Consider the following 14792-nt stretch of genomic DNA (forward strand, 5'->3'; position numbering starts at 1 on the left):
GTCATATCACTGAAAAACTTCTGACCTAACGAGGCTTTCCGGGCCTCCGTTCAGGGTGCGGCCGTCGATCAGGAGTGACGAAATCATGTTGGAACGTGTTGGCAGCGGATCGAAAGAGGTCGAAACCCTGGTCGTGGACCTCGACCAGAAAGACGTGACTGGCCGTTCTGCATCGACAAAAACCATCGACGCCGGCGAAATACGCAAGATCGCGCCGAGCGGCAACGGGCAGGCACTCGACATCTCCGCTGCGCGGGGCTTCGTCGGGTTTACCCAGAGCAAAAGCGGCGCCACCGCGATCCTGGTCGATGCAAAGGTGAGCACGCCCGAAACCGACCCGGGCAACGATCTCAAGATCGACCTGGACGGTTTGAAAAAGGTTGCCGCTTCCGAATTCGGCAGCACCGTTCCCAACAACATCACCCACCTGTTCAACCCGACCATCCAGGCGATGGCCAAGCAGTTTTACGGGGGAGACAGCCCCGCGGTGCGCGATCAGTTCAAGGCCGACGTCAAGGCGCTTCTCGGTCCGCTGCTCGACAAGGTAGGCGCCGGAGAGGTCAGTCAGGCTGATCTTGGCGGCCTTCTGGAGCGCCTGACCTCGCGTCTGAGCGCTCCCGGCGGCAAGGAAGTCTGGGGTTACCGCCACGCGGTACAGACCGCGCTCGAAGGGCTCGTCATGGGCGCCAGCCTGGTCTCGAAGCTCCCGGCCAATGCCGAGTGGGACAAGAGCGTCTCGCCGCTACCCTCCAGCAATCTCGCCAGCTATTCGTTCAACGACGTCATGGCGGCAATCATGATCGGCACCGGGCTGGCCGGCAAGGGCATTGCGGCCAACGGCTCAGATCGCGGGCGCTTCTTCGCCGGCAGCGGCGGTGACGCCTGGATCGCCGAGCGTATGTTCGCCACCACGGACAATGGCTGGAGCAAGACCGTCCAAAATCTCGATCTGCCCTATATCGACAGCGACTATCTGACATCGAGCCTCAAGAAGATGGACCTTGTCATGTCGGGCTCGGATGCCATCGAGCCGGTCGTGGAGCGCCCGATCGACGAGAACGACATCCTGGAAAGCAAGGTGCTGCGCGGCTACGCTCCGTCGACCGCCTATGAGCCGACGCTGAAGAAGCTCGACGAACTCAAATACGGCATTCTCGGCGACGCCGTGAAGGACGTGAACCGGAATTTCGTCGCGCCCGACAACATGGACCACCTCGACCAGCTGACGCCGGAACAGAAGGCGACGGTGCTCTACGATCTCATCGAGATCAAACAGCAGTTCAATGGCTATATGAACCAGTATGGCGACAGCGTGCCCGATGGCGAGCGCGTCGGCAAGGACCTCGATGCGCGGATCGAAAAGCTGACGGCCGATCCGGCGACGCAGCAGCATCTCTCGGATATCTTCGCGAGCGGCATGAAGGAATATCTGCAAAGCCCGGAGAATTCCGATCTGCTCACCAACATCGAAGACGCCTATCTGATCGATATCGGCGGCGGCAAGGCGATCGACCGGGCGCTGAGCGCCGGCAAGAGCTTCGAAGATGCCCTGAAGGATTATTATTCCGAACTCAACACGCTCGTCGATCTCCTGCCCCAGGATTATATCGACGCGCATCTCGACGCCGCGAACGTCACCTTCTCGAACATCGTCAAGGAACATTATATCGGCGACGGCCAGGGTGTCGATCTCGAGCCGCTGCTGTCGGGTCCGGATGACACATTTGTGCCCGGCGCAACGAATGACGCCATCAGCCAGTTGGCAAACACCTTCGCCGAGGATTTCATCAGCAAAAACGGCCCGGCAGATGGCGGCGAGACGCTGAAGCAGAACCTGGCGCAGGATATAGCGCGCGACGTCGACGGCGTTCTGCGCATGGTGCGCGGCGGTATGAAGCTCGACGACGCGCTTGCCTCCTTCAAGGATTCGCTCGACCTGCCGCGCCAGACCCGTACACCTGCCGGCATCGATGCCGAAGTGTACAAGGCCGGTCTGATGCACGCCGTGCAGATGCTGACGATGTCGAGCGTGCTGGTGGCGCACGGCCTCGGTGTCGGCGGCAAGTGGACGCCGGCCGATATCGCCGCTGCGGTCGGCTCGGCGACACAGATCGTCGGCATGACGATGGAGGGGCTCGGCAAGAACCTCGACGTTGCCGGCAAACCGTTCAGCGCCTTCGGCAATCAGCCTGGCAGCTGGGGCAAGGGGATCTCGATGAACTTCTCGCCGAAGACGATGGAAGCGGCAGGCAAGATCCTCGGCGCGGCCGGCGGCCTCGCCATGGCCGGCCTCGGCTTCTATTCGGCGTCGCGGTCGATGAAGGCCGGCGACCGCGCCAAGGGCGCGCTCGAAATAATCGGCGGCATTGCCGGTACCGGCAACGCGCTGATCGGTTTCTCCGAGGCGATGCTTTATCTGACCAATGCCATGTCCCGTGCCTTTTCCGGACTCGGAACGGTGGCGCCGGAAGTCGTGACCATCTTCAGCAGCGCCGCCAAAACCGGCCTTGCCGCGGCCGGACTGGTCACCGGCCTCGTTGCCTCGGCCGTCGGGCTGGCGCTTGGTCTGTGGGATATGGCCAATGGCGTGAAGAAGCTCGACAAAATGGAAAAGCAGCTGAACGAGAAGCTTGAACGCTACACCGGCGAGTCCGTGCATCTCGAATTTGGGCCAGACCCGTCATTCATCTGGTAGAGGCAGAGGGGCGGCAACGATGACCGCCACAGCCTGGGAAATACCCTGCGACCCCTCGGTAAAAATGTGATTTTTGATCTCCAGGCGCGAGGCCGCTGCATTTTATGCAACCGCGATGTCCGATCGGGCTTGAATTATCACGCAAAGGTCGATCTTATGCCTAACGTAAGGTAAACGACGTCATCCGCGAAAAGCGGAAAAAGAAAATCAAAGGGAACGCATGTCATCGATCGCACCAGCATCTTCGGATATCGATACGGTTTCATTTCTCCGGCTAAACGCCAATTCCGATCCAAAGTCCGAAAATTCCACGAGCCAGGGCAAAACCACGAGCACCACGGTCAAGAAGGCATCGCCTTTTGCCTCTGACGGGACCACGACGGCAGCCCTGACGATTTTCTCCTCTATATCGGCGCAGACGAGCAGTCCGAAGTTCGTTTCGCTGGCCGCCACGTCGAATGGCACGTCCCGCCCTACCGCGCCGATCCAGCCGGTCATCGATCTCCTGTTCAATTCCGATTTCATGAGCGAGATCAATCAGGGCTTCATGGAAGGGCTGAAGGACAAGGACAAATCCTTCGAGAGCATCGACGTCGTCAAAAACCCTCACAATTACACTGCCGAGCAGAAACTGATCATGTATCTCGATCTGCTTCAGACCAAGGCGACCTTCGGCCAATACAAGGACAGCCTCGGCGACAACCAGCGCGGCATCTACAACGACCAGGAGATCCTGAAGGATCTCGACAAGTCGATCGCCATCCTGGGCTCGGACCCCGACGTCAACTCGCTGATGACGGAGAAGGCGCTGAAGGCCTTCAAGCTGATCTTCTCCGGTTATCGCGTGGCGCCGGCCGATACGAACAAGGACGCTTCCGAGATCATCAACGACACGATAACGCGTGACGAGAAGATGAAGGACCTGCGTACGAAGGTCGAGGATGCCTTTGAGCGCGACATCGTCAATGGCGGCCTGCTGAATGACGGTCTCAAATCCGGCAAGGACGTCACCACCATTCTCAAGGAATATAATGCCGCCCTCGGCTTCTATTCCATGGTGCTTCCCGACGATTTCGTAAAGCAGCGCTCGGCGATTGCCGACAAGACCTATGCCGAATTCTTCGACAAGAACGTGCTGCCGACGATCTCCGATCCGACGACGGCGCTCGATGGCCTGATCCGCATGGGACTGGCCGGCAACAAGACCGAGCGGGAACTGAAGGGGCTCGGCTCCATCCTGCCGGTTGTGGATTTCGACCAGTCGCTCGGGCTCGGCGGGAGCCTGTTCCCCGATCTCAAGATCGACCTCGACGGTTTGAAAAAGGTTGCCGCTTCCGAATTCGGCAGCACCGTTCCCAACAATATCACCCACCTGTTCAACCCGACCATCCAGGCGATGGCCAACCAGTTTTACGGGTCAGACAGCCCCGAGGTGCGCGATCAGTTCAAGGCCGACGTCAAGGCGCTTCTCGGTCCGCTGCTCGACAAGGTAGGCGCCGGAGAAATCGGCATCGGCGATCTCGCCGGCAATCTGGAGCGCCTGACGTCGCGCCTGAGCGCACCCGGCGGCAAGGAGGTCTTGGGCTACCGCCATGCGGTGCAGACCGCGCTGGAAGGGCTCGTCATGGGCGCCAGCCTGGTCTCGAAGTTGCCGGCCAATGCCGAGTGGGACAAGAGCGTCTCGCCGCTGCCCTCCAGCAATCTCGCCAGCTATTCGTTCAACGACGTCATGGCGGCAATCATGATCGGCACCGGGCTGGCCGGCAAGGGCATTGCCGCCAACGGCTCAGACGGCGGGCGCTTCTTCGCCGGCAGCGGGGGCGACGCCTGGATCGCCGAGCGCATGTTCGCCACCAAGGACAATGGCTGGAGCAAGACCATCCAAAGTCTCGATCTGCCCTATATCGACAGCGAATATCTGACATCGAGCCTCAAGGACATGGGACTTTCCATGTCAGGCCTGATGAAGACGCTGATGCCCGGCACGGATGTGATCGATCCAATCATCGTCGACGGCAAGACCGCCGAAGAGGCGATCAAGAGGATCATCGCCCCGAGCCTCGACGCGCTGGCGGAAACCCTGTTCAAGGGCAATGCCGATGCCATGGCGCAATACAAGACCAATTTCACGACGATCTTCACCGCGCTTTGGGCGACGATGCGACCGGGCGGCAGCGTCGAAACGATCAAGGCCGACCTTGCCAAGCTGATCGACAAGACCGCGACGGCGGCGCCGGCAGGGGTCGATCCTGTCAAATACAAGGCGGCGCTCTCTTCCGGCGTGATGTCGGTGCTTACCGCATCCCGCTCCATCTATGCCGGCCTCAACATGACGAGCCCGACCTGGGACAGCATCGGCATCGTGGTTCTGCACGCCCTTGGCGCTCTCGCGCACATGGGCAGTGCGCTCGGCTCGGCGATCAAAGCCTCGAATTTTTCGCTGCTGGATGGGATCAGTTCACTCGTCGGCGTTTCCGACGAGCTGGCGCGGGCGCAGCGCAGCGTGCTCTCCGCCTTTTTCAAGAATACCGGGACGACGGTTGGCGCCGTTGCCGGCGTCGCTTGGCTGCCGGTGGAATATTACCAGTTCCTGCAGGGGCTCACCAGTGGCAAGGGCGATCCGGTCGATCTCATCTTCATGGGTATCGGAACCGCGGCGGACACGGTCGGCGCGATCGAGGGCATCGCAGGCGTTGCCAATATGCTGGTGAATTCCACCTTCCTCGGGCGCACGGGCGCAACGGTAGCGCTCGTCTCCGGCGGCTTCTCGCTCGCCTTCGCGATCGCCGGCGCGGTGTCCTGGGCGGCCTGGGCGGGCTTTGCCATCTACCAGAGCATCAAGCAGGAAAAAGCCTTCCACAAGCAGACCGACATGATGAACGACATGCTTAAGCGCACTGTCAACGACACGGTCGGCATCTACGCCAAAACAGGTCAGCGCGTCGGCGCCAAGGGCGGCGTCGCCCCCGCGCCCCGCGACCCGGAACAGCGCGAGCTGACCCCTGAGAACTGGGACGCGATCATCGCCGATATCGAGAAGCGCCGCGGTACGGCGGTGGGCTGATCCGGGACGCTTTCGCAACACCAAATATCTGGGTACTCACAGGCCCGGTTGGCGTAGAGGCGGTCGGGCCTGTGAATATTTGATAGCAATAAATTTAAGTATGAATTTCATGCGCAATCTGGATATCTGCTGCGCTTTATGGATAAAAACGTTCAATTTTAATATAAAGGTCGAGAAAGTTGTCAAAGCGATTGTAATTTCCGAAAATTAACCATCGGTTAAGTTTAAACAATTGACCGGCCGTTTTTTTATCCATATCAAATCATGCATTCATTTTGATAACTCCTTGATGGAAGTGCTCATATGGCCGTAGATGCAGTGAATTCCGACCTGAACCTGGCGCCTGCAAACCCTGTCTCGGTGGAGCTGACGACTGATAAGACAGATTCCAAGGACACCACCGGCAGCACGACGAAAAAGGTCGATCCGAACAGCGAGAGCGAGATACTCTCCGCTGCCGTGGACGCGTTTCTGCCAGGCATGATTTCCAACACCCTGATGCTGAACAATTCGCTTTTCAATTTCGCCAAGGAGGCGATCGACGAAGGCAGCGACGAGTAGCGTTCCCGTTCATCGTTTGCAGTTGACGTGTACCGAGTTGAGGAATTGCAATGAGCGGAGAAGAACTTACCGGCCGCGCCTTTACGCCGCCCGTTGATGGCGTATCGACAGGCAATGTGCTGAAGACCTCGGAGATCGTGGCGGAGCGGATCGGGCTGCAGCCGGCGGATTTCGCCGGCCTTCGGCCAACCGAACTCACCTCCATTCCCAACATCCAGGGCCGCAAGATCGCGCCTGAGTCCGACGCCGTCCCGCCCTCCTATTCACCGGAAGGCAATACCAGGCCCTCCAGCATTCTCGACCGGCTGTCGGCATTCTTCATGCCGGTGGCCGGGAACGGCCAGCCGGAGACGCCGCTGGTGCGATTTGCCGCGGACAAGGATCACAGCGGCCCGAAGATCGAAGACATCACGACATCGATCGACCGGCTGGAGAAATCACAGCAATTCGCGACCGGCACGACGCTGCTGTCGTCACTCACCCAGTCGGTGATGTCGTCGTCCAAACGGCTGACGCAGGGCCAGTGAATATCATGATCACATCGGCCCTTGCGAGATCACCGATCACTTCGCCCGCGCGCAAAGTCCTTCCGAAGGCCGCCATGCTCGCCCTCTGCCTGTTCCTCGCCGCCTGCAGCCAGGACGTGCTGACGGGACTCGATCAGCGCGATGCGCTGGATGCTCAGGTCCTGCTCGAACGCGCCGGCATCTCCGTCACCATGAGGAGCGAAAAGGGCGGGACCTATGCGATCGCCGCTGAATCAGCCGATCATGCCCGGGCGATCGAGTTGCTGGCGGGCGCCGGTCTGCCGCGTCAGTCGTTCGGAAATGTCGCCGAACTCTTTCCCGGCAACGGCTTCCTTGTGACGCCTTACGAACAAAAAGCCCGGATGAGCTACGCCATCGAGCAGCAGCTTGCCGAAACGCTTTCGGGGCTTGACGGCGTGGCGACGGCGCGCGTCCATGTGGTGCTGCCGGAGGAAAACGGCCGCGGGCTCATCAAGGAAAAGGCGAGGGCGGCGGCCGTGTTGCAATATCGCCCCGGCGCCAATCTCAACGAGATCGACATGAAAAGCCGGTCCGTTCTGGTCAACAGCATCCGTGATCTCTCTTACGAAGATGTCTCGGTGGTGGTCAGCCCCTGGTCGGAGGTCGGCGCGCCGGCGGCCCCGCCGGCAACGGCAGCATCGGCCCCGGCGGCAACCGTGACGCCGGCACCCGCCGCAGCGCCATTCTCGATGGTGCAAAGCGCTCTCTCGGCTTTCAAGGCCCCCAATCTGGCCGTGATCGGCGCAATTATCCTCGCCATCGGGGCATGCCTGCTGCTGCTGTTGCCGCAGCGGAAGGAGCGCTGAGCATGCGCACGCCGCGTTCGGACGGCGAGGCGATCTCGGATGCGGCGAGGATCCGCAGGGCAGCGCTGCTTTCCGCGGATATGCTGACGGCCGCCCGATGGGATGGGACCGCGCCGCTCCTTGCCGATGGGTCTACCCTGTCGCGGCGGCTGCACCGGCGGCTTTTCACGGAGATCGCAGAAGCCCATGGCGACCCCGCCACATTTGCCGACGGCGCCCGCCGCCTGATTTCCATGGACGCGGACGGACTCGCAAAGGCCGCGTTCCGGGCGGGCTTCGCCTATCATCTCGCAGCCTTCTGCCCCGCGGTCGATCGCCCGACCCTTGCGAGGCTCAGGGCCGCCTACGGCGAGGAAGCGGTCGCATTCGCCCTCGGCCACATCAATCTTTCCACGGCAACGCCGCCGCTTGATCTGTTGAGCGAGCAGGCAAGGCATGTCGTCGAGGCCGATGGCTGGTCGATGCTGACGCTTCTGGCAGACGAATATCGGATCTCTGCGGCATGGCGGTGGGCGGGCTGGCGCGACATGGCCGAAAACGGCTCGGCTTCCCTGTTGAAGAGCCCGGCGCTCGTTCTGGCGACGGCCGCCGTCGACGAGGTCGCCTCCACACAGGAAGGCGCCGGACGATGAGCTCGGGATTTGCACGCCACGACCGCATCATTCCGGCGGAAAACTTCGGCCAGATCAGGGAGGCGGCGCAAATTCTGGCGGCTGCCCGCCAGGACGCCGCCCAATCCCAGGCCACACTTGCAGCCGCCAGCGAGCAGGCCGCCCAAAACGGCTATCGCGACGGGTTCGAACAGGGCGTTCGTGATGCCGCCGCACGGCTTGCCGCCTCGCTCGGAAAAGCCGAACAGGAGATTGCCAATCTCGACAGCTGGGTCGAGGCGGTGGTTCTGAAATCGGTCGGATTGATCCTCGGATCGATGGAGGCCGACGAACGCACCAGGCGATTGGTCCGCCACGCCATATCCCAGACCGCAGAGGCCCAGGAGATCGCCCTCCATGTCGCCCCCGAGGATGCCGCCATGATCGCCCAGGCAATTGCGGATATCGATCATCGCATCACTATCGAAACGGATCCGCTGATGTCTGCCGGCGAGATCGTCCTGGAGACATCGGCGGGACGAAGCCAGATCGGCTTGAAAGACCAGCTCGCCACCGTGATCGAGGCCCTCGTCCATGGCTGACGCATTGCTTCGCATGGAGCGGACGCTCGAACAGACGGACGTGCGACGGCAGAGCGGCCGCGTGACGAGTGTTTCGGGCCTGCTGGTGCGGGCGCTCATCCCCTCGGTTCGGATCGGCGAGCTCTGCGAACTGCATGAGCCGGGCAGGGGCCGCATCGGCCTCGCCGATGTCGTCGGTATCGACGGCGAGACGGCACTTCTCTCGCTTCACGGCGAAACCCGCGGCATCTCCCAGCGCACGGAAATCGTCCCGACCGGCCGGGAGCCGGCGATCTCTGTCGGCAACTTCCTGCTCGGCGCGATCGTCGATGCGCACGGCAACGTCCTGCGTCCCTCCGCCAATCCGGCCGGCGAGGACGCGCGTTTCCTGCAGCCGCTCTACGGCCAGCCGGTCAACCCCTTGTCGCGCCGTCCCATCCGCCAGCCGTTCACCTCGGGAATTGCCGCCCTGGACGGATTGCTGACCTGCGGGCAGGGCCAGCGCATCGGTATTTTCGGCGCGCCTGGCGCCGGCAAGTCGACGCTGGTGTCCCAGATCGTCGCCAACAACAAGGCCGATGTGATCGTCTGCGCCCTGGTGGGCGAACGCGGACGCGAGGTCGGCGAATTCGTTGCCGGCAACATGCCGGAAGGCGTCCCCTCGAATGTGACGCTGGTTGTCGCCACATCCGACCGCCCGGCGCTGGAGCGGTTCAAGGCGGTGATGACGGCAACGGCGATCGCCGAATATTTTCGCGAGCAGGGAAAACACGTGCTGCTCGTCATCGACAGCGTCACCCGCATGGCCCGCGCCTTGCGCGAAGTGGGGCTTGCCGCCGGCGAACCGCCGGTGCGGCGCGGCTTTCCGCCTTCCGTATTCGCCGTCCTGCCGCAAATCTTCGAGCGTGCCGGCAACAGCGCAAACGGCATGATGACGGCTTTCTATACGGTGCTCGTCGAAGGCGAAGAGCAAGACGATCCGATTGCCGAAGAAACCAGATCGCTGCTGGACGGCCATATCGTGCTCTCCGACAAGATTGCCAAGGCAGGCAATTTTCCGGCGATCGATGTGCTGGCCAGCCGAAGCCGGACGATGAGCGCAGTGGTGAGCGAGAGCCATCGCCAGGCAGCCGACAGGCTGCGCGCCCTGCTTGCCCTCTATGACGAGGTGGAACTGCTGATCCGCGTCGGCGAATATCGCCAGGGGCGCGACGCAGCCGTCGACGAGGCCGTCGCCAAACACGGGCTCATCCAGCGCTTCCTGTTTGACGGCCAGGGCAAGCCGCAGCCGTTCGGCGCGATCGTCGAAGCGCTCGAGGAGCTTGTCCGATGAATATCGCCGCGCCCGCATGGCCCCGCTCATCGATGGCCGGGAGCTTCTTTTCCCGTTCCGGCACGACGATGCGCGCCGCCTGGCAAATTCCGGTCCGGGAGCAGACGCTTTCCGTTCGCCCGCTGTCCCCCGATATCGCAGCCGCGCGGATTGCCGATCCAGTCGGCATTCTCTGCCGCGTCGGCGAACGGGAGCAGACGCTGATTGCGTCGGCCGGCGCATTGTGGTTGCTGGCCGAAAGGCTTGAACCGCTGCTCCTCTGGGAAAAACTGTCACCGCATGAAAAGGCGGCGGTGGTGGAACATCAGTTCGCCGAGGCCTTCGAGGCAATCGAGAACAAGATCGGCATCGGCCTTTCGCTGCTGGAGATCGGCGCGCAGCCGGAGCCGGATTTTAGCGGCAATTTCGGCTTCGAAATCGGCTGGAGCGGCATGAGCCTGCCCTTGAGCGGCCGTTTCGATGAAACCTTCCTTGCCGGCCTCGTCGGCTGGGCAAGCCGCCTACCGCGCCGCACGCTCAATGCCCTGACGACGGCGGTCAACATCCGGCGCGGTTATGCCGTGCTGTCGGTCGGTCAGATCAAATCCCTGCGATTGGGGGACGGCATCGTCATCGATGGGGGGCACCGGAGACCGTGGTCGCGATCACGGGTGAACGTTACCTTGCAACCTGCATGCGCTCGGACAAAGGCGCGGTCCTCACCGAGCCGCTCCTGTCGACGCCAACCGGACCAATGAGGCATTTCATGACGAATGACACCGTCGATCAGGAATTGCAGGGCGAGCCGCGTCCGTCGCCTGTCGACAGCATCCCGATCAAGCTGGTCTTCGATGCCGGACGGCTGGAGTTGCCGCTGCGCACACTCGAGACGATCGGCGAGGGCTATGTGTTCAACCTCGACAGGCCATTGTCGGACGCCGTCGATATCATCGCCCAGGGCCGCATTATCGGACGGGGCGAAATCATTTCCGTGGATGGGTTGAGCGCCGTTCGCGTCACGGCGCTGCACGACTGATGGAACAGAGCTTTCCTCTTGCCCAGAGCCTCGCGGCAATGGCGGCGATCTCGATGCTGCCGGTCATTGCCGTGATCGCAACCTCCTTCACCAAGATTTCAGTCGTCCTGCTGATCGTGCGCAATGCGATCGGCATCCAGCAGACGCCGCCGAATCTCCTGGTCTTTGCGATTGCCATCGTGCTCTCGGCCTTCGTGATGAACCCGGTGCTGCAAAACAGCTGGCAATTGCTGCTCGCCCATAGCGGCGATTTCGGCACGGTCAGTGGCATGGCGGACGGCATGATCAAAGTGGCAGCGCCGCTGAAGGATTTCATGCTGAAATTTTCCGACGCCGAGGTGCGCGACTTTTTCGTGCAGGCGTCGCAGAAGATCTGGGCAAACGCGCCGGCAACCCCCATTGCCTCCGACGATATCACCGTGCTGACGCCGAGCTTCCTCGTTTCGGAACTGACGCGGGCCTTTGAAATCGGATTTCTGATCTATCTGCCCTTCCTGATGATCGACTTCGCCGTCTCCGCCATTCTGGTGGCGCTCGGCATGCAGATGATGTCCCCGACCGTGGTGTCGACACCGCTGAAGCTGCTGCTGTTCGTCTCGATCGACGGCTGGCGGCGATTGCTGGAAGGTCTGGTGCTGTCCTATGCGCAGTGAGCATCGCGCCTTGACGAAAGCCCCGGTTCGAGCGCCTGCCGCGCCCACGCGAAAGGCCTGCCGTCATGGGTGAAGACCAGGTCGCAGCCGAAATCGGCATGTCCGTCATGGCGACCTTCGCCTTGGCCGGCCCCATTCTAGGCCTGGCCGCGCTTCTCGGGCTGATCATCGCCATTTTCCAGGCGGCAACGCAAATCCAGGAGCAGACCATCGCGCAGATCGTCAAGATTTTCGTGATCTCCATCACCCTGCTGCTGTTCGGCCGGGTGCTGGCAACGCCGCTGATCGAACATTCCGTTCATATCCTGAACGACTTCCCGACCATGGTTCAGTGAGGCGGGGCGGATGGGGCCGGATCATCTTCCGATCGTCGGCATCGAGGTCGCGGCACCGGCCGCGGCGATGCTCGGCGCCGCCCGCGCGCTCGGGATCCTGCTGATCTTCCCGATCTTCTCGCTGTTCAGCATCGTCGGCATTCTGCGTTTCGGCCTGGCAATCGGCCTTTCGGCGCCCTCCGTCGCCTTCGCCTATTCGGTGCTGGCTCTCGGAGATACGTCCTGGTTCGATCTGGCCGCCCTTTCGATGAAGGAACTTTGCTTCGGGGCGCTTATCGGCATGGGGCTCGGCATTCCCTTTTGGGCGGCCCAGGCGGCGGGTGATATGACCGATGTCTATCGCGGCGCCAATGCCGCCAATCTCTTCGACCAGATCAACGCGCTGGAAACCGCGCCGCTCGGTTCGCTGATGATGTCGATCGCCCTGGTGCTTTTCGTCAGCGCCGGCGGCATCATCGATCTGGTCGCGATTTTCTACAAGTCGTTCGAGTTCTGGCCGCTCTTCAAGCTCATGCCCGCCATGCCCGACGATCCGCTCGACATGATCCTCGGTGTATTCGGCCGGCTGTTCAAAGCGGCCGGATTGCTTGCCGCCCCGTTCATGATCGTCACCTGCGCGCTCGAATTGTCGCTGGCCTTCGTTGGCCGCTCGTCGAAACAATTCCCGCTGAACGATAGCCTGCCGGCCATCAAGAACTTCGCGGTCGTGGTCATTCTCGTCATCTACACGGCCTTTATCTCCAGCTATTTCCACGATCTCTGGATCGACGGATTCAACGAGGTGAAAGCCATGCTGGAGGTGACCCATGGCCAAAAATGACGATACCGAGGAAAAACCCCTGCCGCCGAGCCGGGTGAAGCTCGATCGGCTCCGGCGCGAGGGCCAGGTTCCCCGCTCGAAGGAAATCCCGGTTGCGATCTCCGTCCTTGCCATCGCCGTCTACGTCACCTGGGGCTTGCCTGCTATCCTCGAGGATTTCACCCGCAGTTTCGATAGCGGCCTGCAGTCCGCCGGACGGGCCGACCTCTCCGACGCCGTCACTGTCGGCTTGAGCGAAACCGGCGTGGCGCTGCTCGATCTCATCTGGCTGCCGCTTGCCACGGGTCTTGCCGCGACCATCCTGGTGTCGATCCTCGACGGGCAGGGGTTTCCCGTATCGTTCAAACATATGAGCTTCGATTTCACCCGGCTCAATCCGTTCGAGGGCATCAAGAGGCTTTTTTCGCTCGCGAGCATCGCCGAGTTCGTCAAGGGGCTCGTCAAGTTTGTCCTGCTCGCCACCGCCGGCGGCGGTGCGATCCTCTATTTCCTCAACAGCATCTTCTGGTCGCCTCTTTGCGGAGAAGCATGCACGCTCTCCGCGACAGCCCATCTCCTCGGCTCGATCCTCGTCATTGCCGCCGGCATCATGGTGGCCGCGGCGTTTTTCGATATCCGCATTTCGCGCGCGTTGTTCAGGCACGAACACCGCATGACCAAGACCGAGGCGCGGCGCGAATACAAGGATACCCAGGGCGACCCGAAGCTGAAATCGGCGCGCCGGCAAATCGGCGCGGAAATGCGCAGCAGCCCGCCGCGCAGGCAAGGACCAGGCCGGCAATGAAAAGCGGGAGCCTAAGCCGCCCGCTTGATCTTCGCTTTGCGGTTCCGGTGGTCGGGCGTCTCAGACGCCCGATTGGTTGTCACCTACACGCGTCCAGTTCTTCACATCGTCCAGCGTGATATCGGAGAGGAACGTCACGCTGGCAAGTGAGCTGTCGGTGCGGAAGACGTTGCTGCCGTGGGAGAACGCCCCGCCGTCGATGGTGACGTCGGCGTCGATCTGCTTGCCGCCGTTGGTGCGCACGAGCGTGGTAAAGCCGTCAGCGACGAAATCCTTCAGATAGAACCTCGTGTCGGCATTGATCTGGAAGATCTTGTCGGTCGCGCCCTTGGCGGAGCCACCGACAATAGTGACGTCGCCGGCGCTTTTTACCGTCAGCGCATCCTCGCCGACATTCTGCCAATTGACGTTTTCGAGCGTCGCGCCGCCATAGACGTGGATTCCGTCGGCGCCATTCTCGCCGAGATTGACATTCTTGAGCGTCGCGCCGTTCTTGAGAATGAACAGCGGCGATTGGGTTTCGGACTGGCCGCCATCGCCGAGCTTGGACGAGGCCGTATAGGTCGCGCCCTTGCCGTCGAACACGCCGCCATCCACGACGATCGGCTCGTTGACGACGATGACGCTGCCCTCTTTCGAGAGGTCGGGTTTTTCCGTCGTGGTCTGCAAAGTCGTGGCCTGTTTCTCGTCGGATGGATCCACCTTCTTGGAGTGGGATTGCCAGTTGATGTGCTTGCGCAGCAGATCCTTGGGGTCGGAATCCATGCCGTTTTCCGACGTTTCCCGCGACTTCGGCACATAGGAGGTCAGCGTCGGCGGGTTGCCGGAGAAATCTTCGAAGGGCGAGACCTTGCGGGTTCGGATGGCGGTGAAATCCGTGTCGGCCCTATTGCTGCCGCCAAGGCAATCGGACTCAAGGTCGAAACGGGAGGTTCTGTCGAAGTCTATGGGCCTTTGTCCATCTACGCCACACATTGCATTCATCCCCAGTTGGTCTCGTCTACTTC

The 14792-nt window shown here is 61.7% G+C and carries 16 protein-coding genes; 14 read left to right on the forward strand and 2 right to left on the reverse strand.

The window, feature by feature from the left end; genetic code table 11:
• Positions 1 to 85: 85 nt before the first annotated feature.
• Positions 86 to 2695, forward strand: a complete 2610-nt coding sequence (locus MHI61_RS00260) for a hypothetical protein (protein WP_011053319.1) — start codon at positions 86 to 88, stop codon at positions 2693 to 2695.
• A gap of 207 nt (positions 2696 to 2902) precedes the next feature.
• Here the strand turns inward: MHI61_RS00260 and MHI61_RS00265 are convergent, their stop codons facing one another.
• Positions 2903 to 3193 (reverse strand): hypothetical protein, encoded by a 291-nt coding sequence (locus MHI61_RS00265; RefSeq protein ID WP_004672580.1) that lies wholly within the window; start codon positions 3191 to 3193, stop codon positions 2903 to 2905.
• A 25-nt stretch (positions 3194 to 3218) separates the two neighbouring features.
• On the opposite strand from MHI61_RS00265, the gene MHI61_RS00270 reads away from it, so the two are divergent.
• From MHI61_RS00270 to MHI61_RS00330, 13 genes are all read left to right on the forward strand, one after another.
• Positions 3219 to 5759, forward strand: coding sequence for a hypothetical protein (locus MHI61_RS00270; RefSeq protein ID WP_004672581.1), 2541 nt, complete (start codon positions 3219 to 3221; stop codon positions 5757 to 5759).
• Between the two features lie 303 nt (positions 5760 to 6062).
• Positions 6063 to 6320, forward strand: a complete 258-nt coding sequence (locus tag MHI61_RS00275; RefSeq protein ID WP_004672582.1) for a hypothetical protein — start codon at positions 6063 to 6065, stop codon at positions 6318 to 6320.
• A gap of 50 nt (positions 6321 to 6370) precedes the next feature.
• A complete protein-coding gene (locus MHI61_RS00280; protein ID WP_004672583.1) occupies positions 6371 to 6847 on the forward strand; it encodes a hypothetical protein in 477 nt (158 codons plus the stop codon).
• Complete coding sequence (sctJ, locus tag MHI61_RS00285) at positions 6844 to 7674, forward strand: type III secretion inner membrane ring lipoprotein SctJ (protein WP_032984874.1); 831 nt, start codon at positions 6844 to 6846, stop codon at positions 7672 to 7674. Before MHI61_RS00280 ends, sctJ begins: the two co-directional genes overlap by 4 nt.
• 2 nt (positions 7675 to 7676) lie before the next feature.
• A complete protein-coding gene (locus MHI61_RS00290; protein ID WP_008534242.1) occupies positions 7677 to 8306 on the forward strand; it encodes a hypothetical protein in 630 nt (209 codons plus the stop codon).
• A complete protein-coding gene (gene sctL / locus MHI61_RS00295) occupies positions 8303 to 8866 on the forward strand; it encodes a type III secretion system stator protein SctL (protein WP_004672586.1) in 564 nt (187 codons plus the stop codon). Before MHI61_RS00290 ends, sctL begins: the two co-directional genes overlap by 4 nt.
• Positions 8859 to 10178, forward strand: a complete 1320-nt coding sequence (locus tag MHI61_RS00300) for a FliI/YscN family ATPase (protein WP_029875511.1) — start codon at positions 8859 to 8861, stop codon at positions 10176 to 10178. Before sctL ends, MHI61_RS00300 begins: the two co-directional genes overlap by 8 nt.
• Positions 10175 to 10915 carry a hypothetical protein gene (locus MHI61_RS00305; RefSeq protein WP_239789239.1) on the forward strand — a complete coding sequence of 247 codons (741 nt, stop codon included), beginning with the start codon at positions 10175 to 10177 and terminating at the stop codon, positions 10913 to 10915. Before MHI61_RS00300 ends, MHI61_RS00305 begins: the two co-directional genes overlap by 4 nt.
• Positions 10916 to 10923: 8 nt before the next feature.
• Complete coding sequence (locus tag MHI61_RS00310; RefSeq protein WP_239789240.1) at positions 10924 to 11193, forward strand: FliM/FliN family flagellar motor switch protein; 270 nt, start codon at positions 10924 to 10926, stop codon at positions 11191 to 11193.
• Positions 11193 to 11846, forward strand: coding sequence for a type III secretion system export apparatus subunit SctR (sctR, locus tag MHI61_RS00315; RefSeq protein ID WP_008534263.1), 654 nt, complete (start codon positions 11193 to 11195; stop codon positions 11844 to 11846). The genes MHI61_RS00310 and sctR overlap by 1 nt, the downstream gene beginning before the upstream one ends.
• A 65-nt stretch (positions 11847 to 11911) precedes the next feature.
• On the forward strand, positions 11912 to 12181 hold the full coding sequence (locus tag MHI61_RS00320; protein ID WP_004672590.1) for a flagellar biosynthetic protein FliQ: 270 nt from the start codon (positions 11912 to 11914) through the stop codon (positions 12179 to 12181).
• A 10-nt stretch (positions 12182 to 12191) separates the two neighbouring features.
• Positions 12192 to 13001, forward strand: coding sequence for a flagellar biosynthetic protein FliR (locus tag MHI61_RS00325; RefSeq protein ID WP_029875509.1), 810 nt, complete (start codon positions 12192 to 12194; stop codon positions 12999 to 13001).
• On the forward strand, positions 12988 to 13785 hold the full coding sequence (locus MHI61_RS00330) for an EscU/YscU/HrcU family type III secretion system export apparatus switch protein (protein WP_029875508.1): 798 nt from the start codon (positions 12988 to 12990) through the stop codon (positions 13783 to 13785). Before MHI61_RS00325 ends, MHI61_RS00330 begins: the two co-directional genes overlap by 14 nt.
• Positions 13786 to 13845: 60 nt before the next feature.
• On the opposite strand, the gene MHI61_RS00335 is transcribed toward MHI61_RS00330, so the two are convergent.
• A complete protein-coding gene (locus MHI61_RS00335) occupies positions 13846 to 14760 on the reverse strand; it encodes a pectate lyase (RefSeq protein ID WP_008534276.1) in 915 nt (304 codons plus the stop codon).
• Between the last annotated feature and the right edge of the window lie 32 nt (positions 14761 to 14792).

The sequence above is a fragment of the Rhizobium sp. K102 genome, from assembly GCF_022385315.1.
In the GTDB taxonomy this organism is placed as follows: Bacteria; Pseudomonadota; Alphaproteobacteria; order Rhizobiales; family Rhizobiaceae; genus Rhizobium; species Rhizobium croatiense.

Coding starts and splice junctions, on each gene's coding strand:
- MHI61_RS00260 (WP_011053319.1), top strand. CDS start 86: ATGTTGGAACGTGTTGGCAGCGGATCGAAAGAGGTCGAAACCCTGGTC.
- MHI61_RS00265 (WP_004672580.1), bottom strand. CDS start 3,193: ATGACCGGCTGGATCGGCGCGGTAGGGCGGGACGTGCCATTCGACGTG.
- MHI61_RS00270 (WP_004672581.1), top strand. CDS start 3,219: ATGAGCGAGATCAATCAGGGCTTCATGGAAGGGCTGAAGGACAAGGAC.
- MHI61_RS00275 (WP_004672582.1), top strand. CDS start 6,063: ATGGCCGTAGATGCAGTGAATTCCGACCTGAACCTGGCGCCTGCAAAC.
- MHI61_RS00280 (WP_004672583.1), top strand. CDS start 6,371: ATGAGCGGAGAAGAACTTACCGGCCGCGCCTTTACGCCGCCCGTTGAT.
- MHI61_RS00290 (WP_008534242.1), top strand. CDS start 7,677: ATGCGCACGCCGCGTTCGGACGGCGAGGCGATCTCGGATGCGGCGAGG.
- sctL (WP_004672586.1), top strand. CDS start 8,303: ATGAGCTCGGGATTTGCACGCCACGACCGCATCATTCCGGCGGAAAAC.
- MHI61_RS00300 (WP_029875511.1), top strand. CDS start 8,859: ATGGCTGACGCATTGCTTCGCATGGAGCGGACGCTCGAACAGACGGAC.
- MHI61_RS00305 (WP_239789239.1), top strand. CDS start 10,175: ATGAATATCGCCGCGCCCGCATGGCCCCGCTCATCGATGGCCGGGAGC.
- MHI61_RS00310 (WP_239789240.1), top strand. CDS start 10,924: ATGACGAATGACACCGTCGATCAGGAATTGCAGGGCGAGCCGCGTCCG.
- sctR (WP_008534263.1), top strand. CDS start 11,193: ATGGAACAGAGCTTTCCTCTTGCCCAGAGCCTCGCGGCAATGGCGGCG.
- MHI61_RS00320 (WP_004672590.1), top strand. CDS start 11,912: ATGGGTGAAGACCAGGTCGCAGCCGAAATCGGCATGTCCGTCATGGCG.
- MHI61_RS00325 (WP_029875509.1), top strand. CDS start 12,192: ATGGGGCCGGATCATCTTCCGATCGTCGGCATCGAGGTCGCGGCACCG.
- MHI61_RS00330 (WP_029875508.1), top strand. CDS start 12,988: ATGGCCAAAAATGACGATACCGAGGAAAAACCCCTGCCGCCGAGCCGG.
- MHI61_RS00335 (WP_008534276.1), bottom strand. CDS start 14,760: ATGTGTGGCGTAGATGGACAAAGGCCCATAGACTTCGACAGAACCTCC.